Annotated in this window: 23 protein-coding genes; 14 read left to right on the top strand and 9 right to left on the bottom strand. The window is 65.0% G+C overall.

Features of this window, described 5'->3' with window-relative positions:
- Nucleotides 1-7: 7 nt before the first annotated feature.
- The 4 genes from O5O53_RS04380 (at nt 8) to O5O53_RS04365 (ending at nt 6,572) form a co-directional block, all read left to right on the top strand.
- The gene (locus O5O53_RS04380) at nt 8-925 is read left to right on the top strand and encodes an MSCRAMM family protein (RefSeq protein ID WP_269509380.1); all 918 of its coding nucleotides are present in this window, start codon (nt 8-10) and stop codon (nt 923-925) included.
- Between the two features lie 139 nt (nt 926-1,064).
- Nucleotides 1,065-3,092 (top strand): Rib/alpha-like domain-containing protein, encoded by a 2,028-nt coding sequence (locus O5O53_RS04375; protein WP_269509379.1) that lies wholly within the window; start codon nt 1,065-1,067, stop codon nt 3,090-3,092.
- A 3-nt stretch (nt 3,093-3,095) separates the two neighbouring features.
- Nucleotides 3,096-5,465, top strand: coding sequence for a zinc metalloprotease (locus tag O5O53_RS04370; RefSeq protein WP_269509378.1), 2,370 nt, complete (start codon nt 3,096-3,098; stop codon nt 5,463-5,465).
- A gap of 51 nt (nt 5,466-5,516) precedes the next feature.
- Nucleotides 5,517-6,572 (top strand): NAD(P)-dependent alcohol dehydrogenase, encoded by a 1,056-nt coding sequence (locus tag O5O53_RS04365; RefSeq protein ID WP_269509376.1) that lies wholly within the window; start codon nt 5,517-5,519, stop codon nt 6,570-6,572.
- Here O5O53_RS04365 and O5O53_RS04360 read toward each other — a convergent pair.
- Nucleotides 6,569-7,366, bottom strand: a complete 798-nt coding sequence (locus tag O5O53_RS04360) for a hypothetical protein (RefSeq protein WP_269509374.1) — start codon at nt 7,364-7,366, stop codon at nt 6,569-6,571. The genes O5O53_RS04365 and O5O53_RS04360 overlap by 4 nt on opposite strands.
- 144 nt (nt 7,367-7,510) lie before the next feature.
- On the opposite strand from O5O53_RS04360, the gene O5O53_RS04355 reads away from it, so the two are divergent.
- Nucleotides 7,511-7,873, top strand: a complete 363-nt coding sequence (locus tag O5O53_RS04355; protein WP_269509372.1) for a DUF2200 family protein — start codon at nt 7,511-7,513, stop codon at nt 7,871-7,873.
- 2 nt (nt 7,874-7,875) lie between these two features.
- On the opposite strand, the gene O5O53_RS04350 is transcribed toward O5O53_RS04355, so the two are convergent.
- Both O5O53_RS04350 and O5O53_RS04345 read right to left on the bottom strand, forming a co-directional pair.
- Nucleotides 7,876-9,006: an ATP-binding protein gene (locus O5O53_RS04350; RefSeq protein ID WP_269509370.1), complete on the bottom strand. Its 1,131-nt coding sequence runs from the start codon at nt 9,004-9,006 to the stop codon at nt 7,876-7,878.
- Between the two features lie 173 nt (nt 9,007-9,179).
- On the bottom strand, nt 9,180-9,365 hold the full coding sequence (locus tag O5O53_RS04345) for a hypothetical protein (protein WP_269509368.1): 186 nt from the start codon (nt 9,363-9,365) through the stop codon (nt 9,180-9,182).
- 122 nt (nt 9,366-9,487) lie between these two features.
- Here O5O53_RS04345 and O5O53_RS04340 point away from each other — a divergent pair, with 122 nt between their 5' ends.
- On the top strand, nt 9,488-10,993 hold the full coding sequence (locus O5O53_RS04340) for an SLC13 family permease (protein WP_269509366.1): 1,506 nt from the start codon (nt 9,488-9,490) through the stop codon (nt 10,991-10,993).
- Here the strand turns inward: O5O53_RS04340 and O5O53_RS04335 are convergent, their stop codons facing one another.
- Entirely contained in the window at nt 10,994-11,386 is a 393-nt protein-coding gene (locus tag O5O53_RS04335; protein WP_269509364.1) for a hypothetical protein, read from the bottom strand. It abuts the gene before it with no gap.
- Nucleotides 11,387-11,411: 25 nt separating this feature from the next.
- A complete protein-coding gene (locus O5O53_RS04330) occupies nt 11,412-11,642 on the bottom strand; it encodes a hypothetical protein (protein ID WP_269509362.1) in 231 nt (76 codons plus the stop codon).
- 97 nt (nt 11,643-11,739) lie between these two features.
- On the opposite strand from O5O53_RS04330, the gene O5O53_RS04325 reads away from it, so the two are divergent.
- The 6 genes from O5O53_RS04325 (at nt 11,740) to O5O53_RS04300 (ending at nt 17,422) form a co-directional block, all read left to right on the top strand.
- Nucleotides 11,740-12,417: a phage holin family protein gene (locus O5O53_RS04325; RefSeq protein ID WP_269509360.1), complete on the top strand. Its 678-nt coding sequence runs from the start codon at nt 11,740-11,742 to the stop codon at nt 12,415-12,417.
- A gap of 132 nt (nt 12,418-12,549) precedes the next feature.
- Entirely contained in the window at nt 12,550-13,653 is a 1,104-nt protein-coding gene (locus tag O5O53_RS04320; RefSeq protein WP_269509359.1) for a YihY/virulence factor BrkB family protein, read from the top strand.
- A 27-nt stretch (nt 13,654-13,680) separates the two neighbouring features.
- Nucleotides 13,681-14,565 carry an SDR family oxidoreductase gene (locus O5O53_RS04315; protein ID WP_239307474.1) on the top strand — a complete coding sequence of 295 codons (885 nt, stop codon included), beginning with the start codon at nt 13,681-13,683 and terminating at the stop codon, nt 14,563-14,565.
- A 48-nt stretch (nt 14,566-14,613) separates the two neighbouring features.
- Nucleotides 14,614-15,879 carry an adenosylmethionine--8-amino-7-oxononanoate transaminase gene (locus tag O5O53_RS04310; protein WP_269509357.1) on the top strand — a complete coding sequence of 422 codons (1,266 nt, stop codon included), beginning with the start codon at nt 14,614-14,616 and terminating at the stop codon, nt 15,877-15,879.
- The gene (gene bioD, locus O5O53_RS04305) at nt 15,876-16,553 is read left to right on the top strand and encodes a dethiobiotin synthase (RefSeq protein WP_269509354.1); all 678 of its coding nucleotides are present in this window, start codon (nt 15,876-15,878) and stop codon (nt 16,551-16,553) included. The genes O5O53_RS04310 and bioD overlap by 4 nt, the downstream gene beginning before the upstream one ends.
- Nucleotides 16,550-17,422, top strand: a complete 873-nt coding sequence (locus O5O53_RS04300) for a patatin-like phospholipase family protein (protein ID WP_269509353.1) — start codon at nt 16,550-16,552, stop codon at nt 17,420-17,422. The genes bioD and O5O53_RS04300 overlap by 4 nt, the downstream gene beginning before the upstream one ends.
- On the opposite strand, the gene O5O53_RS04295 is transcribed toward O5O53_RS04300, so the two are convergent.
- Nucleotides 17,419-19,050, bottom strand: a complete 1,632-nt coding sequence (locus tag O5O53_RS04295) for a peptide chain release factor 3 (protein WP_269509351.1) — start codon at nt 19,048-19,050, stop codon at nt 17,419-17,421. The genes O5O53_RS04300 and O5O53_RS04295 overlap by 4 nt on opposite strands.
- Nucleotides 19,051-19,097: 47 nt before the next feature.
- On the opposite strand from O5O53_RS04295, the gene O5O53_RS04290 reads away from it, so the two are divergent.
- Nucleotides 19,098-19,637 carry an NADPH-dependent FMN reductase gene (locus O5O53_RS04290; protein WP_269509349.1) on the top strand — a complete coding sequence of 180 codons (540 nt, stop codon included), beginning with the start codon at nt 19,098-19,100 and terminating at the stop codon, nt 19,635-19,637.
- Here O5O53_RS04290 and O5O53_RS04285 read toward each other — a convergent pair.
- Together O5O53_RS04285 and pth are read right to left on the bottom strand one after the other, a co-directional pair.
- Nucleotides 19,634-20,203 carry a DUF6891 domain-containing protein gene (locus O5O53_RS04285; protein ID WP_269509347.1) on the bottom strand — a complete coding sequence of 190 codons (570 nt, stop codon included), beginning with the start codon at nt 20,201-20,203 and terminating at the stop codon, nt 19,634-19,636. The genes O5O53_RS04290 and O5O53_RS04285 overlap by 4 nt on opposite strands.
- Before the next feature lie 10 nt (nt 20,204-20,213).
- On the bottom strand, nt 20,214-20,792 hold the full coding sequence (gene pth, locus O5O53_RS04280; protein WP_269509345.1) for an aminoacyl-tRNA hydrolase: 579 nt from the start codon (nt 20,790-20,792) through the stop codon (nt 20,214-20,216).
- Here pth and O5O53_RS04275 point away from each other — a divergent pair.
- Entirely contained in the window at nt 20,791-21,681 is an 891-nt protein-coding gene (locus O5O53_RS04275; protein ID WP_269509343.1) for an NAD(P)H-dependent flavin oxidoreductase, read from the top strand. The genes pth and O5O53_RS04275 overlap by 2 nt on opposite strands.
- 151 nt (nt 21,682-21,832) lie before the next feature.
- Here O5O53_RS04275 and O5O53_RS04270 read toward each other — a convergent pair whose 3' ends face one another.
- Nucleotides 21,833-22,627: a fumarylacetoacetate hydrolase family protein gene (locus O5O53_RS04270; protein WP_269509341.1), complete on the bottom strand. Its 795-nt coding sequence runs from the start codon at nt 22,625-22,627 to the stop codon at nt 21,833-21,835.
- Between the last annotated feature and the right edge of the window lie 5 nt (nt 22,628-22,632).

The following is a 22,632-nucleotide window of genomic DNA, read 5'->3' as shown; positions in this document are numbered from 1 at the left end:
GAAACCTATGTCCCGTCGAACGTATTTTGACCGTGCGCGTTTGCGGCGCCTGACCGCTGCGGCCACCGTTGTGGCGCTGGCAGGCGGGGCAGCGACCGTGCCGCTGGGGCCGCTCGCGCCCGCAGGCCTGGTGAGCACCGCCGCCGCGCAGGACTTCAGCGGTGGTTTCCAGTTGGAGGCCTTCGGCGGCAGGGATAGGGAAAAGTGGATTATCAACACCAGGCTGAACGATGATGAGACTGCCTCGCAAACCTTTGGCGCATTAACGATCGAGATCGTACCGGCTCCAGCGGTGCAATCCTCGCAGCCCAGTTTCCGGGAGTTCGACACCTATGAGGTCTACAACAATCGTGAGTTGATAGGCCTATTGGATGGACACACGGTGACTGATATCGACGGTACACAGCGACTGACGATTGAGTTTGCCGACCCTGTCGAGCTACGTCCGGGGGCCGTATTGCAGGTCATGACCCCCGTTAACCAGGAACTTTTGGACCGCGGAGGAACATATATTCCTGGGTTGTTCGCTTTTGGACACCCAGCGGGCACAAGGTTTGAGCAGCTCTACGGATCGGTATCGGGCGCTGTAGTTGATGAAGGTGGCGAACCCGTACCGGGTGCGCAGGCGGCGCTACTCAGCCGTGACGGGGCTGAGGTTCGAACGCTCGACATCGACTCCGATGGTTTTATCCACGCAGATGTTCCTGCCGGTGAGTACACCCTCCGTGTTGATACGCCAGATGGGTACGAACAACTCTGGGACATTCCGGTGTCTGTAAGGCCGCAAGAATCGACGTCGCTTGGCCACATTTCTATATCGCGGCTGCCCGGCTCGGTCAGTGGTGTCGTTCGTAGCGACGTATTCGGTCCGATGGAGGACGCTGAGGTCACCCTTGTTTCGGCTGGGGGGAGGCGAGGTCTTTGAAACTAAGACCGACGCAGAAGGCGTTTTTGTGATTGATGGTCTGCCCGCCGGTGAGTATGAGGCCTCGGTTTTTGCTCCCGAAGCGATCATGCAGGTTGACCCCGTGAACGTGACGGTTCTTCCTGGAGCAGACAGTCCAGTGGACTTCGGTTTACTTGACGAGAACTTGGAGGTGTACTCCTTCGTCGATGTTGCGGTGTGGGTGGACGAAAACGGTGATGGCACCCGTGACGCCGATGAAAATATCCCGGATCTGATTGTCGCCCTCGTTTACGAAGACGGCTCTGTTGAGCAGAGTTCATCCACCAACGACCGCGGAATGGCATTCTTCGAGAACGCCCCAAGCGGCAACTACACCATCCAGGTCACGAACCCGGGCGGCTACCGTCTTGCAGATCCGAAGGATCCGAATAACAACTCCTTCGAGAAAGGGGCGGTTCTCGAAAGCAAGCCGTTCTATTACGACGGATTTGAGCTCGTCAAAGAGGTGGAGCTGGAGAAAGAAATGGCCGTACCTACGACCGCTGCTCCTTCTGCGACGACTTCGACGCCGGCGTCCACGACACCGGTGTCCACGGTACCGGCGCCCATGACACCGGTGTCCACAACAACGCAGCAGCCGACGTCAACCGCACCGTCGACGCCGCGGCCGGTAGAGACCACATCCGAACAGATAACGACAATGCCGGCGACGTCGGTAGCAACGACGGTTGCGCAGGCGACTACGTCGGAGGAGCCCACCCCGGCGTGGACGGAGCCTCCGACGACCACGGTGCCTCTGGAGCCGTCGACGACCGCAGCGCCGGAACCGGAAGCGACACCTGAGCCGACGACGGAAGCGGCACCCGAGCCGACGCCAACCACGCAGCCCGCGCCGGATGCGTTCGCGTGGGACCGGGTCGTGGTGAAGCCGGGTGGCATCGCGGTAGTTCCGCCGACTCGCAGCGAAGACACCTCGGCAGCCACGTTTGAGTCCACAAAGGTCACCCGCACCGATGCCGACGGCAACACCGACATCCTCGCCCCGGCGGACAGCTGGGTTGAGGTGGGGGAGGATGGCACGGTCGTGGCCAGGCCGCCGCGCGACACCCCCGCTGGCGAGTATCAGGTCACCATCACTGCGTCCACGGGCGAGAAAGACACGATCACGGTTTCCGTGGAGCCGAACCCCACGATGGCGGACCGCTACGACGTGGCGTACACCTCGCCGCGCGTGAACGTCGGCGCGGAGGGCAACACGGGCGCGCCGCGTGCGGATGTGTCGGAAAACGGCCACCTCTACATCGGCCGCGCGTTGCCGGCGGGCACCACCTACAACGCTGATCACCCGTGGGCGTCCACCGACGCCAACGGCCGCGTCACCTTCCGCCCGCCCGCGGACGCGAAGCCCGGCACGTACGAGGTCCCGGTGACCATCACCTTCCCAGACGGCAGCACGAAGACGGTTACGGCCACCTTCACCGTCGTAAACAGCAAGCTCGCCGATGGCGCCACCTTCGGATACACGCCCGGCAAGGTTCGCCCGGGCGGCACCATCACCATTCCGCGCACCGGGGAGGTACCAGAACACACCACGTTTGCTATCAAACCGGGCGCGAACTTGCGCGGGTGGGCCGCCTCCGTCGGCACGGATGGCACTCTGCGCGTGACGGCTCCGCAAAACGCCACGGGTGCGGTGGATGTCCCCGTCATTGCCTACTTCAGCGACGGTTCCATCAAGGAGATCGCGGTTCGCGTATCGACGAACTCCGCCCCTCTCCCCACCACCCAAACCACCACAGCAGGCCAGCGCACCTCGGTGGACCTGTCGGACGGGGTGCCGAAGGGCACGACGTACGACGTCACTGGGTTTAACGTGCCGGGCTGGACCGCGCAGGTAGACGCCACCGGTACACTCACGGTCCGCCCGGACGCGACCGTGCCGGTGGGCCAGGAGGTCACCGTGCCGGTGCGCATGACCTACCCGGATGGTTCGACTGAGGTTGTGCAGGTGCCGGTGGCGGTGAGGGGCGAAGTGGCGTCGCAAAGCAAGGGCTCCTCCGACAGCCTCGGCTGGCTGGTGGTGCTGCTCGGCGTCATCGCCGCAGTCTCCGGCATCGGGTATGCGGCATGGCTGAACCAAGACGAAATCAAAGCAATTTTGAACAACTACGGGATCAGGATCTAAACCATGCACTTTTCCAAAAAGACGCTGGCAGTTGGCCTGTGCGCAACGCTGGGCAGCACCGTGTGCGTGGTTCCCGCACACGCCGAGGTCACCATCGACGGGCCAACAGCAATCGTGGACGGGATCCGCGACGATCAGTGGGACCCGTACTACAACGCCGAGCTGCGCGCGGACCTGCCTGGCCAGTTCACCTACTACAACCCCGAAGCGGTGGTGGACGCGCACACCTTCGAACTGCGAAGCGACATCACTATCGACGGTGCGAAGGCGCCGCGGCAGGTAGGTGTGGCGCCACAGGATAACTCCGACGGTAACGCGGATACCGTGAGCTTTCCCGGTTCGGCCGGCGATGTGTCCTTTGTCCGCTCCTACCGCGTCACCGGCAAGCAGGTCGTGCACACCGTGGTGGCCAGAAACGACGGCGACACGGCAGCCGACATCCGCGTGGATATGGTGAACCACCTGACCAATTCGCCAGCGGAGCTCGACGTATTCCACGCCGGAAACAGGTACATGGTGGGGCCGAAGTCGCGCGGTTACATCACGCGCGCAGAGTTCGTCGGGGCAGATCGGACCAGCGTGGGTGCCACCGCAGCCGAGGCGCTCGGCGGCCGGCAGGAGGCCACACCGACATTCCAGGCCGGCACCTGGGAGCAAACGCTGGCGCCGGGTGAGCAACTCACCGCCCACGCGTGGGTGAGCGTGACCACGCAGGACGACGTGTACGACACCGACGGCGACGGTCTGCGCGATTCGTGGGAATCGCATGGCATGGTGCTTGAGGACGGCACGCCACTGCCCATCCACAAATGGGGCGCAAGCCAAACCGATCCGGACCTTTACCTGCAGCTGAACTGGATGCGTTCCGAGTGGGAGACCCGCGGCTGCGACCGGGAAACACCGTTCGAGGTGAGCGTCGAGGGGTTTACGCAGTTCGCCGCCTGCGCGCGTGCGAACACGAAGGACTACGCGCCTTCGCCTCAGACGCTCAAGGACCTTGAAGACTTGTTTGCCGAGCACGATGTGCGCCTGCACATCGACGCCGGTTACGGCTACGTCTCTCAAGACATGGCAACAATGGGCACACCTCAGGGCGGCAAGACGCTCGATTTCACCCCGGAGTTCTTCCCCGGCTACGCCTCCGAGCTCACGCCAATACAGAAGAGCAAAAACGTGGCGGACAACCTCCAGCCGGTGGCAGACCGGCTGCTCGGCGCGCGCAAGGCTGCGTTCCGCCAGGGCATCATCGGCGACCGCATCTCCCACCACACCGACGCCACCGGAGTCGCCCCGATCAACGGCAGCGCCTTCTACGTGGCCAACATGGACCAGATGACCACGCAGGAACAGCTGCGAAACACCATCCTCCACGAGTTCGGCCACACCCTGGGCCTGCGCCACAATGGCACCGTGCGCGAGGGCAACACCGCGCCGAATATCGCCAACATCAGCGACTACAAATCGGTGATGAGCTACGCCCACCAGTGGGACGAGTTCAACTACTCCGCCACCGACATCACCTCCGGAAACTTCACCATCCCGGCGGACTGGGCCAACCTGAACTACCCCGGCGCTCATGTGGGGCAGGGCAGCATCAGCGTCGGCCGCGAGGACACTTCTGCGCTGCCGGACACCACCGACCCGAACACGGATCAGGTGCACGCCGCCCCTGACGAGGCCACCGCAGACGAGCTGATCCTCAACTCCGCCGCGGACAACCGCAAGCAGGCCGGGTTCACTCTGCTGAAGACCCCCAACGGCGACAACGGCATTGTCACCAACGCGGCCGGCAACAACGTGCTCAAGGGCCGGCTGACCAACCTCGGCGATACGTCCGAGGCGTTCCGGGTCACCGTCGATTACGGCGAGGGCGAGGACAAGGGCACTTACTCTGAGGACGTGCGGCTGTCCGGTTACAAAGCGGGGTTGTATAAGCGCGACCTGGAAATTCCGATCGATCAGGCACACCTTTTGAAAAACCCTGTCGTTCCCGTCACGGTGGCGGTGAGCAACTCCGACGGCGAGCAGGTCTTCACCGAAACTTTCCGCGTCTCCGCGCTGAACTACAGCGCCGCGGAGATGAAGAAAGTGCTCGAGCAGGTGCTTTCCTCGGACGCAGACCCGCAGGATAAAGCGTTGGCGAAGCAGCGCCTCACCCCGCGCGCGGAAACTTCGCAGCCGGCGAAGCCAGTGCCGTCGAAGCCTGCGCCCGCGCCGGCGCCTACGCAGAAGAAGGCGGAGCCGTCGCCAAGCGAGAAGCCCTCCGGCAGCTCCGACTCGCCGATTGCGATCATCATCGGCGTGCTGCTGGGGCTTATCGGCCTGGGTGCTGCGGGATTCGGCTGGGCGCACAGCCAAGGACTGCTTCCTTAAATACGATGGGTGGGGCAGATTGCCTATCGACGACCAAAGGAGCCCCACCCCATGAAGGCCATCCGCTACACCGACTACCAAACGTTTCCGCAGATCGTTGACGTTGACAAGCCCACCGCCGGCCCCGGCGAAGTGGTGCTGAAAGTCGCCGCCTCGGGCGCATGCCACTCCGACGTCGCCGTGTTCAACGACTTTGTCGAGGGCACAAACCCGTTGTGCGCGCCGCAATTCACCCTCGGCCACGAAGTCGCAGGCTGGGCGGACGAGATCGGTGAAGGCGTCGACGGAATCGAGCGCGGCGCCGCGTACGTGGTCTACGGTCCGGTCGGCTGCGGCTACTGCCGGTTCTGCATGATCGGCCAGGACACGTTCTGCGAGAACGTCGCTCAGGTCGGCTACCTGGGCATCGGCTTGGGTCGTGACGGAGGCATGGCGGAGTACGTCGTCGTGCCGGCGCGCAACCTCGTGCCGCTGGGAGATGCGGACCCAGTGAAGGCCTCCGCGCTTGCCGACGCCGGTTTGACCCCGTACCACGCCATCAAACTGGCACTGCCGAAGCTGAACAAGGCCGGCTCGTCCGCGCTGGTGATCGGCCTTGGCGGGCTCGGGTTGCTGGCAGTGCAGATACTCAAAGCCATGACCGGCGCGACGATCATCGCCACAGACACCAAGGAAGAAGCGCTGCGCGAGGCTGAGAAGTACGGCGCGATCACCGTTGCTTCCGGCGACGATCAGGCCGCGAAAATCCGTGAGCTCACCGGTGGGCGGGGCGTAGATGCCGTCTTCGACATGGTCGGCATCGGCCCCACTGTGGAGACCGCGATGACATCCGTGGCCACGCAAGGCCGCGTGTCCATCGTCGGCCTCGGTGCCGCGGGCAGCGATTACGGCTGGCAGTGGTACAAGGAGCCGTACGAGGCCGAGCTGGTGAAGACCTACTGGGGTACTCTGCCGGAGCTCGGCGAGCTGGTCGCGCTACTGCAGCAAGGTCACCTGGAGCCGCAGTACACTACATACTCGCTGGATGAGGGCTTAAATGCCTACCAGAAACTCGTTGACGGCCAAGTCGCCGGCCGCGCGATCATCGTGCCCAACGAGCGTTTCTAAGACGCCCGCTCATCCCACCATTGCTCGAGGTACGCAATAGCCTGGTCGATGGCGTGGTGGGTGTCCACCGCCTCCATCGACGGCAGGCCTTCGGAACGGAACTGCGGGCCCAGGTTCTTAAACGGGCTGATCGTGCGATCTTCGTGCATGGCCGCGTGGATGGACTCCAGGATGTCGTTGATCCTGCGCGCCACGATTTTCTTCTGGGCGCGGTTGAAGGTGGGTGGGGCGAACGGGTTGTCGTCGATGAGCATGTGCCCCGAAAGCTTGCCCATGCGCGGGTCGAACGCGAACACCGCGACCGGGAACGTGAAATCGGCGTTCATGTTCGGGCGGAACTCGATGCAGAACGTGGTGTAGAGCGCGTTGTCCTGCGAGTCCTGCAGCATCGCCACCGTGGCGGTAGTCATGTCCTCCGCCTGGAACGACGCGCGGCGCTTCAGCGCGAACGCGGGGTCTTGCGGGTCAACGATTTTCACGGTTTTGTCGTCGAGCGCGACGAGGATGCGGCCGAGCTCGGCGACCACGTTCGCGGCGTCTTCGGGCGAGTACCACTCGGGCGCCTGCGGGCTGCCGGGCTGCAGCATCGCGAGCTCGACCTCGTGGGCGTCGATGTCGTGCACGATCACGGCGACTTTCAGGCCGGTGTCGGTGACGTAGTCGGTGTCTAAGTGGCAGGCGATGTCTTCGTCAAAGTACGGATCGTCGTGTTCGATCCCGAGGTCGTCGGCGAGGTCCGCCGCTTCCTCGTCGTAAGTGTCCAGGTAGTACAGCTCGTAGGTGTCGAATCGCATGGGTCCCCCTCGGTGTCGTGCGGCAGCCCCCTGCTGCCGCCTATCGACGACACTAAAGCCGCCCTACTTCCGCGCACAAGAGCCTGCGTGTCCATGAAAATGCGCACCGGCGAGGGAACCGCGCCGGGGGATAGGGTTGCGGGCATGGATGAACAGGCGAAGCTGGAGCGGGTCTACGCGTACCCGTTCGGCGAGATTTACAACAACTACCTGGCAAAGGTTGAGCGCAAGGGTCACAGCCGCGACGAGTTGGACGACGTGCTCGGCTGGTTCACCGGGCTTGCGCCGAGGGAGTTGGAATCAGAAGCCGAGTCGGGCAAGACGCTGCGCGACTTCTTCGACTCGATCGCGCTCAACGCGCACGCCGATTTGATCACCGGGAAGGTGTGCGGCGTGCGCGTCGAGGAGGTCGAAGAGGACCTCATGCGCAAGATCCGCCAGATGGACCTGCTTGTGGACGAGCTGGCCCGCGGCAAGAAGATCACCAGCATCAAGCGCGGCGCGTAACCCTAATCCCAGCCGGTGTCGCGCGTGCTTCGCTGGTTGAGGTGGTGGCCCATGTGGGGGATGACAAAGTTGAGCACACCCCGGCGAGGGGAGTAGATCAGCTCACGGTCGATGAGCTTCTGCCGCACCATGGAAACTTGCTGTACGCGTTTGCCCAGGTGTTGCGCGATCGCAGCACTTGGCACCGCCTGTTGGCCCTCCTGTACTTCGGCCATCGCTGAAAGGTATTCGAGCTCGGCGGCGGGCAGGTGTAGCAGCGCTGGTTGGTGGACCAAGTCGCCCAGTGTTTTCAACACGTCTGGGGTCACTGCCGCGAGGTCGTCGTGGGAAACGGGCTGGTCCCGGCGGCTCGCACGCTCGAACAGGTGGTAGCCGAGGAGCTGGATTAAAAAGGGGTAGCCGCGGGTCAGCGCCGCGGCGTCCGTGAGTACCCCGTCGGGGATCTCGACGCCGCCTCGTGCCGCGGTATCCCTCAGTACCGAAAGTGTCTCTGATGGCGTCATTGGGGCGAGCACGGCGTGCTGGGCGCGGCGCAGAAACGTGGTGCCCGGGTGTTGTAGTAGCGACTCCACGCCGTCAGGCAACCCGGCGGCGGCGAAGGCGATGTCGCGCCCGTCGCGGCGCAGATCCTGCACCGCGGCCGTGAGTTGCCACAGCTCTTTCGCGTTGACACTTTGGACTTCGTCCAGGGTGATCAGTACGCCGGATTCGGGCGGCAGCTCGTCGCAAAGAGTGTTCAGTGAACCGATCAAGGAGGGGGCCGGCTTTTCACCCGGGGCGGCGGTGGTTGAAAACCCGCCGATGCCGGAGACCGTCACGCCCGTGATGCGTCGCCGCTCTGGGTCCTGCTGTCGTACCGTGGCGAGCGCCTGCGGGATCACGGTGGCAACCAGCGGTTCGACCAGTTCGTACGGCTGAGCGCGTAGCACGATCCAGCCATGGCCGGCGGCTTCGTCTTCGAGCTCGTTGAGCGCGACCGTCTTTCCGATGCCACGCGGCCCCGAGATAAGCAGGGTTCGCCTCGGGTCGCCGGGTCCGCCGTCCAGGCCGGCGCCGAAGCTGCGTGTGAGGCTGTCGTCGCCGCCGAGCACGACGGGTGAAACGCCGAACGTGGGGATGAAGGGATTACGCATCCGCGCCTCCTTGAGTCTTTATACTCTTTATACACGCGAATGCCTTTATACTCTTTATACGCCCAGCTCGGCGGCGCTTTTCGGCTACTCGCCGCGCATGAGCGCGAGCGTGAGCTCGTAGCAGCGCGTCAGCGACGGCACCGGCAGGAAACGCTCGGTAAGGCGCTGCTGCGTCACAGCAGCACTCCGACGCCACGCACGATCGAGTCCCACAGCCCGATCACGGAAAAGCTGAGGTCAGAAAGCGATTGCTGCCACGAGGCGGGCAGGAAATTGTTCGTGATGTCGGTGGTCAGCATGATGCGCAGATCTTCCGCGCCGTGGTGCATGTTGTAGGTCAGCTGCGAGCTTAAATTCATGCCGACGATGCTACGCCCGCTTCCTCACGCACTTCTGGCTAACCGTACGAACATCCCATTTTGCAGGCCTTATAGGAGTGACTAGCGTCAGGTATATAACAACCGAATCAAGGAGGGGCACCGTGACCACAGCAGTCACACCTGCAGCAAGCTCAGAACAACAACCGGTGGAAAAGGAACGCAACACCGGCAAAGTTGTCGCGTTCATCCTGTCGTTTGTCGCACTCGGCGTGGTGCTGATGCTGCCGATCTCGGGCCTGGCCATGCCGGCGAAGATCGCGCTCGGCATGCTGGCCTTCGCCGTGATCATGTGGGTCACCGAAGCGGTGTCCTACTCGGTCTCGGCGGTGATGATCGTCGGCCTCATCGCGATCATGCTCACATTCGCCACCGACCCGGAGACCGGCCAAGCGGTCGGCGCGTCCAAGGGCCTAAGCATCGCGATGAGCGGTTTCTCGTCGTCTGCGGTGGCGCTGGTCGGTGCGGCGCTCGCGCTGGCCACGGCGATGCAGGCCACAGGGCTGCACCGCAGGCTCGCCCTCTACGTGCTCAAGACTGCGGGTGAGAAGGTCTCCCACATCGTCGTCGGCGCGATTGTCATCTCCATCATCCTGGCGTTCTTCGTCCCGTCTGCCACGGCCCGCGCCGGCGCTGTGGTGCCGATCCTCATGGGCATGGTCGCCGCGTTCGGCCTGGCCAAGGAGTCGAAGCTGGCGGCCCTGCTGGTGATCACCGCGACGCAGGCGGTGTCCATCTGGAACGTCGGCATCAAGACCGCCGCGGCGCAGAACCTGGTGGCCGTCGGCTTCATTGAGGACCAGCTGGGCCAGACCGTGTCCTGGGGCCAGTGGTTCCTGTGGGCCGCACCATGGTCAGTGCTGATGTCGATCGCGCTGTACTTCATCATGCGCCGGGCGATCAAGCCGGAGGCTGAAGCGATTGAGGGCGGGCGGGAGCTCGTCGAGAAGCAGCTTGCAGAGATGGGCCCGATGACCGGCGCCGAGAAGCGCCTCACCGCGATCGCCGTCGCGCTGCTGCTGTTCTGGGCGACCGAAGGTGTGCTGCACCCCATCAGCTCCGCCACCATCACCATCGTCGCGGTGGGCATCATGCTCACGCCCCGCATCGGCGTGATGGACTGGAAGTACGCCCAGGAACACATCAATTGGGGCACGCTCGTGGTCTTCGCCGCCGGCATCTCCCTGGGCAAGTTCCTGCTGGACACGGGCGCGGCGACCTGGCTGTCGGAGTCCACGTTTGGTGCCATCGGCCTGGCGTCCATGCCGATTCTGGCCACGATCGCGCTGGTGAGCCTGTTTAACATCCTCATCCACCTGGGCTTCGCCTCGGCGACCTCGCTGGCGTCCGCGCTGATCCCGGTCTTCATCGCGCTGGCGGCCACCCTGGACGTGCCCAATGACGGCATCGGGTTTGTCATCATTCAGCAGTTCGTCATCTGCTTCGGCTTCCTGCTGCCGGTCTCCGCGCCGCAGAACATGCTGGCTTACGGCACGGGCGCGTTCACCTCCAAGCAGTTCCTGCGCACCGGTATCCCGCTGACGATCGTGGGCTACCTGCTCATCCTGCTGCTGTCGGCGACGTACTGGAACTGGATCGGGCTGGTCTAACTACTCCACAATCAGGCCCAGGTGCAGCGCGGAAAGTTCGTGCTCGCCTGGGCCTTTCGGCAATTCGGCGAGTTCTTTGGCCGTGGCGGGTGTGACCGGGATGATCCATCCGAGCTTCGGATCCAGCACCGGTACGGACTCTCGCTCCACCGGCACGAAGGTGACGTTGCGCTCGCCTGCGTGCCGCAACTGCACCGCGCCGCCTGCGGCGATGCGCTCGAGCGCAGCGGCCGAGGTGGTCACGATGACCATCTTCTCCTCGGTGTCGGGGGAGAGTTTCGCGGTGTGCACCTCAAGCTTGTCGACGTCCAAAGGTGCATACCGCTCCGGAAAATCCACCAGCGGCGTGTGGCCGAGGCCCAATAGCTGCCGTGCACGACTGAGAAGTCCCATGGTGGCCGAGTGTATAGGGCCGCCGCTAGTGGAAGAGCAGGCGCATCGCCCCGAACTGGTGGTACGGGTTCGGCACCGCATACCCCCTGGGTGAGACCCACACCGGCATCCCGCCGATGAAGCGCACGCGGCCGCGCTTGTTGATGTGGGCGTCATCGTCGTTCGTCCGGTTGTGGTACGGGCACAGCATGGCCTGGTTGTCATCAAGTAGATCGGTGCAAGCCTGGTGTGGTGAGCGTGTCGTTGCCGCTGCCACTGTCTCGGGCGGCAAACCTTGATGCCAGATCTGTGTTTTAGATCGTTTAACGCACGCGGGGGCGTTTATGTAGGGCAAGGCCCTATATACTCGCCGTATGCAGGCATTCTTCTCTTGGTTTACCTCTCAAAGTGGCGTGTCGCTGTTGGTAGCCCTCATTGCACTCGGTGGAGTACTCATTAACAACCGAGCAGCAGAAAAACGACGGCGGGCAGACCAAGCTGCAGCTGACCAACGGCGCAAGGACGACCAAGCGGCCGAAGACACCCGGCGAAAGGCTGATGACGACCGACGTGAACGGGAACGGCAAGATGCATTGTTGCGAGAAGACTATGCGCGGCAACGTAAAGCAGTTGCAGATTGTCTTAGGTCGATTCGTGAATCTGAAGCGCGTGCAGATGGTGGCACTCGAGACAAACTCTTCTCTGATTTACCTCGGTACCAAAAGCAAAGCAAAGCCCGGAATGAACTTGATTTAGAAGGTGTTTCTCTTCGAGAAAACTTCTATGTGGAGTGCCTAACAGCCGTACGTATTCTTGAGCTCGAGGTTACCCAGCCTGCTTTATGCGAGAGTATCGCACGTCTTACCTCTACGCTTGGTTCCGAAATTCAAACGTTGAACGAAAAGCGAGATAAGGATTGGAATGAATACGTGCTACTGATTAGGCGAAGTTGCGCACTCACGACGGGTATGCAGACGCGCCTAAACGATCTCATAGACACAGCTAAGGACAATCTACACGTTCCGATTAGTCTGAAGTCGGAATTAGTATAAGAAGTTCCTGCAGCAGACCGCACAGCCCCAATGCTCTAAATGTGAACGCATTGGGCGCCTATGATGTCTCAATTGGAAACGCCGAGAACCCGCGTCCAGTTTCGCCACCACCCGCCGGTTACAGTGTCTGACATGGCAGAAAAGGGCACCACTTACCGCGCTGAGCTGGTCATGCCGTACGGCACCGGCGACGTGGTCGTCTCACCGCACGACTACGTATCCCCGCTGGGCACCCGGCTTTCGCGCGCCGGCTGGAAGTCGGTGCTGCGCCGCATCATCACCGACTTTGCCAACGACGCCATGGTGGACCGCGCCGCCGCGATGACGTACTACACGCTGCTGTCGGTCGCGCCGATGCTGCTGGCGTCGTACTCCATCTTCAGCCTGCTCATGCCGCGCGAGGAGGACGCCCCGGATTCGCTGCTCGCCGAGCTGATCCGCTCGTACGTGCCCTCGGAGTTGCAGGAAGATGCGTTGGCGTTGGTGTTGTCGATCGTCGGGACGCCGTCGCAAAGCACGATTGCCCTCGTGGTCTCTGTGCTGATTTCGCTGCTGTCCGCCTCCGGCTACGTGCGGTCGTTTTCGCGCAACGCGAACCTCATGTACGGCCGCACCGAAGGCCGCCCGATTGTGGTCACGTGGGCGACGATGTGGCTGGTCACGCTCGTGCTTGTCGTGGGCGCGGTGGTGATTATTTTGGGCGCGCTGCTTACCGACGGCATCGTCAACGCCGTCCTCGGCCCCATCGCGCGACCGCTGCAGCTGGAAGACGAGCTGGAGTACCTCACCTCGATCTTCCTGCCAGTGTGGGACTACCTGCGCGGACCCGTGATCGCGGTGGTTGCAGTCGCGCTGGTCAGCGTGCTCTACCACTTCACACCGAACGTGCGGCCGGGGCGGTTCCGGGTGCTGACGCTCGGCTCGGCGCTGGCGCTTACGGTAGCCAGCGCGCTGTGGGTGGGTTTTGGCTGGTACCTGAAGCTGGTCGGCGTGCGCAGCACCTACGGCGCGTTCGGGACGGTGCTGGCTGTGCTGGTGCTCGTGTGGACGGTCAACGTGGTGCTGCTGATGGGCGTGAAAATCGATGCCGAGATACTGCGCGCCAAGGAGCTGCAGGCGGGGATGGATTCGCGCCGCTGCATCCAGGCGCCGCCGCGCTCGAGCAGGGGCGCTGCAGGGCGGTTGCAGATGCGCCGCTGGACCGACCGGGCGGCCCGCGAAATTTTGAACAGTTGAACACCGGCGCGTCGGTAGCGTGGTGGCATGACGTTGATTGATCCCCGCACAAAGTACCCGTCCGAGTTTCCCGCCGAGCCTCGCCAGGACAACCCCGGCTTGGACGTGAAGATGGCCACCGAGCCCGACCTGGGCCAGGAATCCTACGTGGGATCCGGCAAGCTCGAGGGTCGCCGTGCTCTTATCACCGGCGGCGACTCCGGTATTGGCGCCGCCACTGCCATCGCGTTCGCCCGGGAGGGTGCGGACGTGGCCATTTCCTACCTGCCGGAGGAGCAGGAGGACGCAGACCGCATTGTGAAGCTCATCGAGGACGCCGGGCGCAAAGCAGTGGCGATCCCGGGCGACTTGCAGGAGCTGGACAACTGCGTGGCCGCGGTGGAAAAGACGGTCGAGGGCCTTGGTGGCATTGACATCCTGGTCAACAACGCCTCGCGCCAGGTGTGGAATGACGGCATCCTCAATATTTCCGACGATGACTTCGACGCCACCATGAAGACCAACATCTACTCCGCATTCCGTGTGACCAAGGAAGCGGTCAAGCACATGGATCCGGGGTCATCCATCATCTTTTCCACTTCCATCCAGGCGTACTCGCCGTCGAAGGAACTGCTGGATTACGCCATGACCAAGGCAGCCTTCAACAACCTGGCCAAAGGCCTGTCCGGTGAGCTGCTGCCGTCGAAGGGCATTCGCGTCAACGCGGTCGCGCCGGGGCCGATCTGGACCGTGATCCAGCCGGCCGAGGGGCAGCCCAAGGAGGTCGTGGACAACTTCGCGCAAGACTCCGACATCGGCCGCCCGGGGCAGCCCGCGGAGCTCGCTGGCGCGTACGTCTTCCTCGCGTCCGAGGCCGCGTCCTACATCTCCGGCGAGACACTCGCGGTGACCGGCGGTGCGCTAACTCCGTAGCGCTGAACACCGTTCAAAACAGCCGGTGAGCTGCTAGGGTTCTAGCTCATGCACGCCCATGAAATCGCCGACATCGACGCCGCCCATATCTGGCACCCCTACGCGGAACCGGGGCAGTTCACTTACCCCGTCGACAGTGCCGCAGGCGCGCGCATCACGCTTCACGACGGCCGCGTGCTCATCGACGCCATGTCCTCCTGGTGGGCCGCGATCCACGGCCACTCCAACCCGCGCCTGGTCGCGGCGGCCGAGGCGCAGATTGCCAAGATGAGCCACGTCATGTTCGGCGGGCTCACCCACGAGCCGGCGGCGACGCTGACGAAACGCCTTCTCGACCTCACTGGCGGGGTGTTTTCCCAGGTGTTCTTCTCCGACTCCGGCTCCGTGTCGGTGGAAGTGGCGATGAAGATGGCCCTGCAATACGCCATCGGGCTGGGGCATCCGGAGCGCACCACCTTCCTCACCTGGCGCTCCGGCTACCACGGCGACACGTTCGCCACCATGAGCGTGTGCGACCCGGATGGCGGAATGCATTCGATGTGGGGCGACGCGCTGAAACCGCAGGTCTTCGCGCCGGCACCGCCGGTGCGCGGGGCGTCCGCCGCCGACCGCGATGCCTACCTCGAACAGTTCGCGCGCCTGATCACGCCGGAGATCGCCGGCGTGATCGTCGAGCCGGTGGTCCAGGGAGCAGGCGGCATGCGCTTCCACGACCCCGAGTTGCTTTCAGGGCTACGCACACTTTGCGACGCCTCCGGCATCCCCCTCATCGCCGACGAAATCGCTACCGGGTTCGGCCGCACCGGCCAACTGTTCACCACCCTGGACAACGGCGTGGTGCCCGACATCATGTGCGTGGGCAAGGCGATGACCGGCGGGTTCATGACACTTGCGGCCACCCTCGCCACCGAGAAGATCGCATCCGGGATGCAGCCGCGCGCGCTCATGCACGGCCCGACGTTTATGGCCAATCCGCTGGCCTGCGCAGTTGCCGCCGAGTCGGTGGCGATGGTGGCGGAGGGGCAGTGGCGCGACCAGGTCGCCCGGATCGAAGCCGGCCTCGAGCGCGGCCTGCGCCCGCTGGCGGTCACCCCGGGCGTGGCGGACGTGCGCGTGCTCGGCGCCATCGGCGTGGTCGAGCTCGAGCGCGACGCGCCCATGCGCGAAGCCACCGAGGCCGCCATGGCCGAGGGAGTGTGGATCCGTCCGTTCGGCCGGTTGATCTACACCATGCCGCCCTACATCTGCTCAGACGAAGACATCGCCCAGATCTGCCGGGGCATCACGGCAGCGGTCAAGGAGGCCACGAAATGATCATCGCCATCACCGGCACCAACACCGACGTGGGTAAGACGGTGGCCACCGCCGCCATCGCCGCCGTGCTCAAGCGCCGCGGCGTCGACGTCGTGGCCGCCAAGCCCATCCAGACGGGTGAGGAGCCGGGGCAGGGGGACGCGTCAGCCGTCGAGAAGCTTGCTGGCGTCGAGACGTTCGAGCGGTGGCGCTACCCGGAACCTCTCGCGCCGAACCTCGCCGCGCGGCGGGCGGGCATCCAAACCCCGAGCCTTGACGAGGTCGCCGAGTGGATCCGCAGCCTTGACGCCCCCGGGCGCGTCGTGCTGGTCGAAGGCGCCGGCGGGCTGTTGGTGCGGCTCGCGGACGACTACACGCTCGCCGACATCGCCAAAGCCGCGGGCACGCCGCTGGTGGTGGTGACTTCGCTCGGCCTGGGCAGCCTGAACCTCGCCGAGCTGACCTGCGTCCAAGCCCGCGCCATGGGCCTGGACGTGCTGGGGCTCATCGGCGGGAGCATGCCGGACAGCCCGGACCTGCCCACGCGCCTGAACGTCGAGGAGCTGCGGGAAGTCACCGGTGCCGAGTACTGGGGCCACCTGCCGGAAGGCTGCGGGCGCTTGGACCCGGAGCGGTTCGCGGAGGTGGCCTGGGACGCGATCGGGGAGTGCGTGCGCGTAGGCTCGCGTGCATGATTGATGCCCGCGACACCGCCCTCATCTTCGAGGGAGGAGGCACCCGCAACTCGTACACCGCCCCGGTGGTGGAAAAGCTCATCGCGGAGGAGGTCCAGGTCGGCTGGGTCGGCGGCATTTCCGCCGGTTCGGTGCACGCGTTGAACTTCGCCTCCCGCGACACGTGGCGCTCTGAGAACGCGTTCACGGAGTTCGTGGGCAACCCCAAATTCGGCGGCTGGCGCTCTGTGGTGCGGGGCAAGGGCCTGATCAACGGCGAGTGGGCGTACGAGCAATCCGAGGACGTCCTGCCGTTCGATTTCGACGCGTTTGCCCGGACCACCGAGGAGGTCCACATCGAGGCGGTGCGCGCCGACACGGGGGAGACGGTGGCGTTCAACCGCGAGGACCTGCGCACCTTGGAGGACGTCGCCCTTGCCGCGCGGACCTCGTCGACGCTGCCGATCCTGATGAAGATGCGCGAAATCGACGGCGTGCCCTACGTCGACGGCGCGCTGGGCACCTCGGGCGGTTTGCTCATCGACGCCGCCCGCGCCGCCGGTTACTCGCGTTTCCTCGCCGTGCTCACCCGCCCGCGTGACTACGTCAAGGGGCCGCAAAAGCGCGAGCGCGCCGTGCGCCGCATCCTGCGCAACACGCCGAAAGTCGCCGACGCCATGGTGGCTCGGCCGGGCATCTACAACGCCGCGAAGCAATCGCTTATCGACGAAGCTGCCGCCGGCAACGCCTACCTCTTCTTCCCCGACGCGATGGGAGTCGAATCCACCGAGCTCGACGCGGAGAAGCTGCGGGCGAACTACGCGGCCGGGCAGACGCAGGTGGAGCGCGATTGGCCTGCGATGCGGGAGTTCCTCACCGCGAAGCGCTAGTCCGCGATGAGCGGCTCGATGGTCAGCTCCGGGTGCTCCTTCTCCACGAACGCGATCTTCCACTTGTCGCCGAACAGGGCGATGAGCTCGCCGTCGGTGCGGGTGAAGATCTCCACGCCGCGCTGACGGCCAAGCTCCGGCGCGGATTCGGCGTCGGTGCGACGCGCCACCGAGTACGGGATCGGCTCGGTGACGGTCTCGACGTTGTACTCGTTTTCCATGCGCGCCTGCATGACCTCGAACTGCATCGGGCCGACGGCGGCCATGACGGGGGCGGCGTCGCCGCGGGCGTCGTTGCGCAGGATCTGCACCACGCCCTCGGCATCCAGCTGGTCCAGCGCCTTGCGGAACTGCTTGTACTTGCCCAGCGACTTCGCGCGCAGCGTGCGGAAGTGCTCCGGCGCGAACTGCGGCATCGGCGGGAACTGGACCTTCTTGCCGGCGTAGATCGTGTCGCCGGGCGCCAGCGCACCGGCGTTGACCAGGCCAATGATGTCGCCGGGGTACGCCGTCTCCACGGTGTCGCGGCTGCGGCCGAACACGGTCAGCGCGTACTTGGTGGAAAACGACCGCCCGGACTGCGCGTGCGTGACCTGCATGCCGCGGTCGAACTCGCCGGAGACCACGCGCATGAACGCCAGGGTGTCGCGGTGGTTTTTGTCCATGCCGGCCTGGACTTTGAACACCACGCCGGAAAAGTCGTCGCCGATGTCGCGCTGCTCGTCCATCGCGGCGGTGGACGCCTCGACCGCCTTCGGGTCGGACGCACGGCCCTCGGGTGCCGGGGCGATGGCGCACAGCGTGTCCAGGATCTGGTGCACGCCGAAGTTCAGCATCGCGGAGGCGAAGATAATCGGCGAGGTGATGCACTGCTCGAAGAGCTGCTGGTCGTGCACGGCGCCGTCCTCAAGCAGAAGCGACGCCTCCTCGAGGGCGGTCTCCCACACGTCGCCCTCTTTCGCCAAGGCTTCGTCGGGGGAGTAGTGCTCCTCCGGGGCGATGGTGGAGCCGCCGGCGGTGCGTGTGAAGTGCACATACCCGTCGATGGAGCCTTCCGTATCGACGTGCGCGAGCCCGCGGAAATCGCCCGCCTCGCCCACCGGCCAGTACAGCGGGGTCGGCTGCAGGTCGATCTCGGAGACGATCTCGTCGACAAGCTCGAGCGGCTCGCGGCCCACGCGGTCCCACTTGTTAATCACGGTGACAATCGGCAGCCCGCGGGCCTTGCACACGCGGAAGAGCTTCAGGGTTTGCGGCTCGAGGCCTTTGGCTGCGTCGATAAGCATGACTGCGGCATCGACGGCGGAAAGCACGCGGTAGGTGTCCTCGGAAAAGTCCGCGTGGCCCGGGGTGTCCACCAGGTTGACCACGTACGGCTCGCCCTCGTGGCCGTCGGGCGCGTACTCGAACTGCAGCGCCGAGGAAGCGACCGAGATGCCGCGGTCCTTTTCCATCTCCATCCAGTCCGACACGGTGGACTTGCGGTTGCCCTTGCCGTGCACCGCGCCCGCCTCCGAAATGACGTGCGCGTGCAGCGCCAGCGCCTCCGTGATCGTCGACTTACCGGCGTCCGGGTGGGCGATGACGGCGAATGTGCGGCGGCGCGCGGCCTCGGAAACGGTACTCATAAGCAGCTAGCTTATCGACGCACCTTCGGCCAAGTACAGTCGTGCCCATGACAACAATCGGAGTGTTTCTCGGATCTGTACGCACGGGCCGCATCGGCAGCCAAGTCGGCGCCTGGGTGATGGAGGCCGCCGCCGAGCGCGACGCGGACTACCGCCTGCTCGACCTGGCTGAATTCGACGTTCCGCACCTCATCGCGGAGGTCGTGCCGGGCGCGGCGAACAAGCAGTACGACGACCCGGCCGTCACCGCCTGGTCCGAGGCCGTGGACGCCTGCGACGGGTTCGTCTTTGTCACCCCGGAGTACAACCACTCCATCCCGGGCACGATGAAAAACGCCTTCGACTCGCTGTTCGGCGAGTGGGTCGGCAAGCCGGTGGCATTCGTGAGCTACGGTGCGGACGGCGGCGTGCGCGCGGTGGAGCACTGGCGCCAGATCGTGGCGAATTTGTCCATGACGGACATCCGCAACCAGGTGGCGCTGAACATCTTCGGCGAGGACGGCGAGGGCGGCGAGCTCGCCCCGCGCGGGCACAAGCAGGCGGCGCTCACGCGCGCGCTGAGCGACCTGGAGGAGAAGCTGGGCTAGTCCGCGAGCGGGAGCTCGAACTTCAGGCCCTCGCATGTGATGCGCCCGGTCTGCTTGCCGTTCCACTCAGGGCTAAAGCCGACCTCCTCGAGCGCCTCAACGACTGCCTGGCCGATCTCGGCGTCGGACTCGTCGCCGGGGTTGTCCAGCGAGCTGAAGCCGACGTAGAGCCGCCCGATGTGGATGACGCAGTCCACGTCCTGCATGGTGCAGTAGGCGTAGCCCTTGCGGCCTTCTTCGCGGGCGAGGTCGGCGCCGTCGTCGGCGGCCTCGCCCTTGTCGTAGCCCGTGTCGAAGGAAAACGAGAGGTCGCGCTTCGCCAGTGCCTCGCGCAGGGCTTCGATGCGCTTGGCGTCCTCGGAGGCCTCGGGGACGAAGCGGGCGTACTCGTCGCGGACCTCTTCGAAGACGGACACGGGGACGCCATCGTCCTCGAGTCCGCTGATGATCATGGCTGAGCCCCAGCCGTGGCAAAGCTGGAGACAGACTTCGCTGGTGGTCTCGTCGGGTTCGTAAAGGCCTTCTGCGGGAGGGTACTTGCTGTCGAACATGGCATGGCGGGTCATGCCCCACAACCTACCGTGTTGCGTGGATCACGTTCTGTGCTTTGGCTACGCCTTCGCTGACAATCAACTGCACAGCCTTGGCGGCGAGCGCGACCTGGCCGGAGATGTCGCCGTCGATGGGGGAGAGCACCCAGTCCGGCACCGCCATGCCCTGCGGCGGGCGTCCGATGCCCATGCGCACGCGCAGGTAGTCGCGGGTGCCCAGGTGCTCGGTGATGGATTTCAGTCCGTTGTGGCCGTTTTCGTTGCCGCCGAGTTTCACGCGCACTTTCCCGGCGGGCAGGTCCAGCTCGTCGTGCACCACGATGATGCGCTCCGGCGCCACGCCCAGTTGTTTCGCCAGCGGGCCGACGGCCTCGCCGGTGGTGTTCATGTACGTCGTGGACCGGGCGTAAGCCACGCCGTCGCGCACCTGCACGAGCGCCTTGACCCCCGGCACCGGCGTAAGCTCGCCGGCCAACTCGTCGAGCGCCATGTACCCCACGTTGTGCCTGGTGGCGGCGTATTTTTCGCCCGGGTTGCCCAGCCCCACCACGAGCCACTGCGCCTCCAGCTTGGGGGTGCGTTTGCGCCTGAAGAATCCGAACATGACGCATACTCTAGCCATGGACTTTCCACGCGTGATCGCAGCACCCATGGCCGGAGGGCCGTCCACGCCCGCACTCGTCAACACGGTGAGCTTCGGGTTTATCGCGCTCGGCACCTGCACCGTCGCCCAAGCCTGCGAGTGGCTCGCCGCGTGCGAGCCGCCGTTCGGCGCCAACCTCTTCGTGCCGCAGCGGGAGCCTTTGCTTGACGACGTCCACGCGGTCGCCCGCCGCCTCAACCAACCAGTGCCGGACGTCTCCTCCGACTACGCGGAGAAGTTCGCCCTCGTCTTGGATGCCGCGCCGGCGGTGGTCTCTTCGACGTTCGGCTGCTTCACCGACAACGAGATCGCGCAGCTGCACGCCGCGGGTTCGGAGGCGTGGGCCACGGTGACCAACCCCGCCGAAATCGCCGAGGCGCAGCGCAGGGGCGTCGACGGCGTGATCGTCCAGGGCCCGCGTGCCGGCGGCCACCGCGGAACCTGGGACCAGCACGACGATCCGGACCAGCGGACGCTGGAGGAGCTGCTCGCGCTCGCCGACGGTCCTGTGATCGCGGCGGGAGGGGTGCGGGGACCGGAGGACGTCGAAAAGCTTGGCGTCCCTGTCGCCTGCGGCACCGCATTTTTGCTTGCGGACGAAGCCGGCACCAGCGCGCGCAACCGCGAACTTTTGCGCTCTGACGCGCCGGCGGTGGTCTCGCGCGCGTTTTCCGGACGGTGGGCGAGCGGGGTGGAAACCGCGTTCACCCGCGAGCACCCGGGCCTGCCGCCGACGTACCCGTACTTGCGCCCCATGACCAGGGACAACGACTACTGCCTCGTCGGCGCGGACCGCGGTGACCTCATGGCCGCACCGGCGCACGAAATCGAGCGGATGCTAACGCCCTAGCTGGCGGGGCGATGTTAGGGGCATGAAACTTTCCAAGATTGCGATTGCCACCGCAACCACCGGCGCGCTCGCAATGGGCGCGCTCGCCCCAGCCGCCCCTGCTGCAAATGATCGCCGAGGCTGAGGTCCGCCTGCTGGACCAGCTCGGCCGCTAATACACCCGCGTGGTGTTCTCGATCGCGCCCAAGCCCTCGATCTCCACGCGCACCGTGTCGCCGTTAGCGAGGTAGCGCTTCGGGTTGCGGGCGTGGCCCACGCCGGCGGGGGTGCCGGTGGCGATGACGTCGCCCGGCTCGAGCGGGTAGAGGTGCGAGATGAACTCCACCAGCTTCGCCGGCGTGAACACGAGGTCGTCGGTGGGGGCGTGCTGCATCACTTCGCCGTTGACGGTGGTGGTAATCGCGGGCCCCGGCTGCCACTCGGTGTCCAGCCACGGGCCGAAGCCTGCGGTTTTCTCCAGCGACTTGCCCTGGTGCCACTGCTGCGTGCGTTTTTGAAAGTGTCGCTGGGTGTAGTCGTTGATCACCGAGTAGCCCGCGATGTGCTCCGCGCCGTCTGCGGCGTGACGGGCGCGGGTGCCGATGATCACCGCGAGCTCGCCCTCGAAATCGAGCGTGTCGGCGTTGAAGCTGGGCACCTCAGCGTCGTCGTAGGCGCCGATGAGCGACTCCGGGTACTTGATAAACAAGGTGGGCACGTCCGGCTGCTCGTGGCCCATCTCCGCGATGTGCTTGGCGTAGTTCAGGCCGACGCAGATGATCTTGCCGGGGCGCGGGATCACCGGCGCGAGGTCCTCGGGGGCGAACGTGATCTCCTCGCCTTCGTCGAAGGTGCCGTCGCGCAACAGCTTGCCGACGTCCTCCGCGCCCAACGTCACCGCCCTTCCCTCGCCGATAACGCGGGCGGCGGTGGTGGTGTCTCCGGTCCTGATCGTGGCAAGCTTCATGCGCG

Source organism: Corynebacterium faecium, from assembly GCF_027257105.1.
Lineage (GTDB): Bacteria > Actinomycetota > Actinomycetes > Mycobacteriales > Mycobacteriaceae > Corynebacterium > Corynebacterium lehmanniae.
Note: the sequence above shows the minus strand (reverse complement) of the source record. Positions and strands in the feature narration are given on the sequence as shown.

Excerpts from the sequence above, each read along its gene's own strand:
- O5O53_RS04380 (WP_269509380.1), top strand. The coding sequence starts at position 8 with ATGTCCCGTCGAACGTATTTTGACCGTGCGCGTTTGCGGCGCCTGACC.
- O5O53_RS04370 (WP_269509378.1), top strand. The coding sequence starts at position 3,096 with ATGCACTTTTCCAAAAAGACGCTGGCAGTTGGCCTGTGCGCAACGCTG.
- O5O53_RS04365 (WP_269509376.1), top strand. The coding sequence starts at position 5,517 with ATGAAGGCCATCCGCTACACCGACTACCAAACGTTTCCGCAGATCGTT.
- O5O53_RS04360 (WP_269509374.1), bottom strand. The coding sequence starts at position 7,366 with ATGCGATTCGACACCTACGAGCTGTACTACCTGGACACTTACGACGAG.
- O5O53_RS04355 (WP_269509372.1), top strand. The coding sequence starts at position 7,511 with ATGGATGAACAGGCGAAGCTGGAGCGGGTCTACGCGTACCCGTTCGGC.
- O5O53_RS04350 (WP_269509370.1), bottom strand. The coding sequence starts at position 9,006 with ATGCGTAATCCCTTCATCCCCACGTTCGGCGTTTCACCCGTCGTGCTC.
- O5O53_RS04345 (WP_269509368.1), bottom strand. The coding sequence starts at position 9,365 with ATGAATTTAAGCTCGCAGCTGACCTACAACATGCACCACGGCGCGGAA.
- O5O53_RS04335 (WP_269509364.1), bottom strand. The coding sequence starts at position 11,386 with ATGGGACTTCTCAGTCGTGCACGGCAGCTATTGGGCCTCGGCCACACG.
- O5O53_RS04325 (WP_269509360.1), top strand. The coding sequence starts at position 11,740 with ATGCAGGCATTCTTCTCTTGGTTTACCTCTCAAAGTGGCGTGTCGCTG.
- O5O53_RS04320 (WP_269509359.1), top strand. The coding sequence starts at position 12,550 with ATGGCAGAAAAGGGCACCACTTACCGCGCTGAGCTGGTCATGCCGTAC.
- O5O53_RS04315 (WP_239307474.1), top strand. The coding sequence starts at position 13,681 with ATGACGTTGATTGATCCCCGCACAAAGTACCCGTCCGAGTTTCCCGCC.
- O5O53_RS04310 (WP_269509357.1), top strand. The coding sequence starts at position 14,614 with ATGCACGCCCATGAAATCGCCGACATCGACGCCGCCCATATCTGGCAC.
- bioD (WP_269509354.1), top strand. The coding sequence starts at position 15,876 with ATGATCATCGCCATCACCGGCACCAACACCGACGTGGGTAAGACGGTG.
- O5O53_RS04300 (WP_269509353.1), top strand. The coding sequence starts at position 16,550 with ATGATTGATGCCCGCGACACCGCCCTCATCTTCGAGGGAGGAGGCACC.
- O5O53_RS04295 (WP_269509351.1), bottom strand. The coding sequence starts at position 19,050 with ATGAGTACCGTTTCCGAGGCCGCGCGCCGCCGCACATTCGCCGTCATC.
- O5O53_RS04290 (WP_269509349.1), top strand. The coding sequence starts at position 19,098 with ATGACAACAATCGGAGTGTTTCTCGGATCTGTACGCACGGGCCGCATC.
- O5O53_RS04285 (WP_269509347.1), bottom strand. The coding sequence starts at position 20,203 with ATGACCCGCCATGCCATGTTCGACAGCAAGTACCCTCCCGCAGAAGGC.
- O5O53_RS04275 (WP_269509343.1), top strand. The coding sequence starts at position 20,791 with ATGACGCATACTCTAGCCATGGACTTTCCACGCGTGATCGCAGCACCC.
- pth (WP_269509345.1), bottom strand. The coding sequence starts at position 20,792 with ATGTTCGGATTCTTCAGGCGCAAACGCACCCCCAAGCTGGAGGCGCAG.
- O5O53_RS04270 (WP_269509341.1), bottom strand. The coding sequence starts at position 22,627 with ATGAAGCTTGCCACGATCAGGACCGGAGACACCACCACCGCCGCCCGC.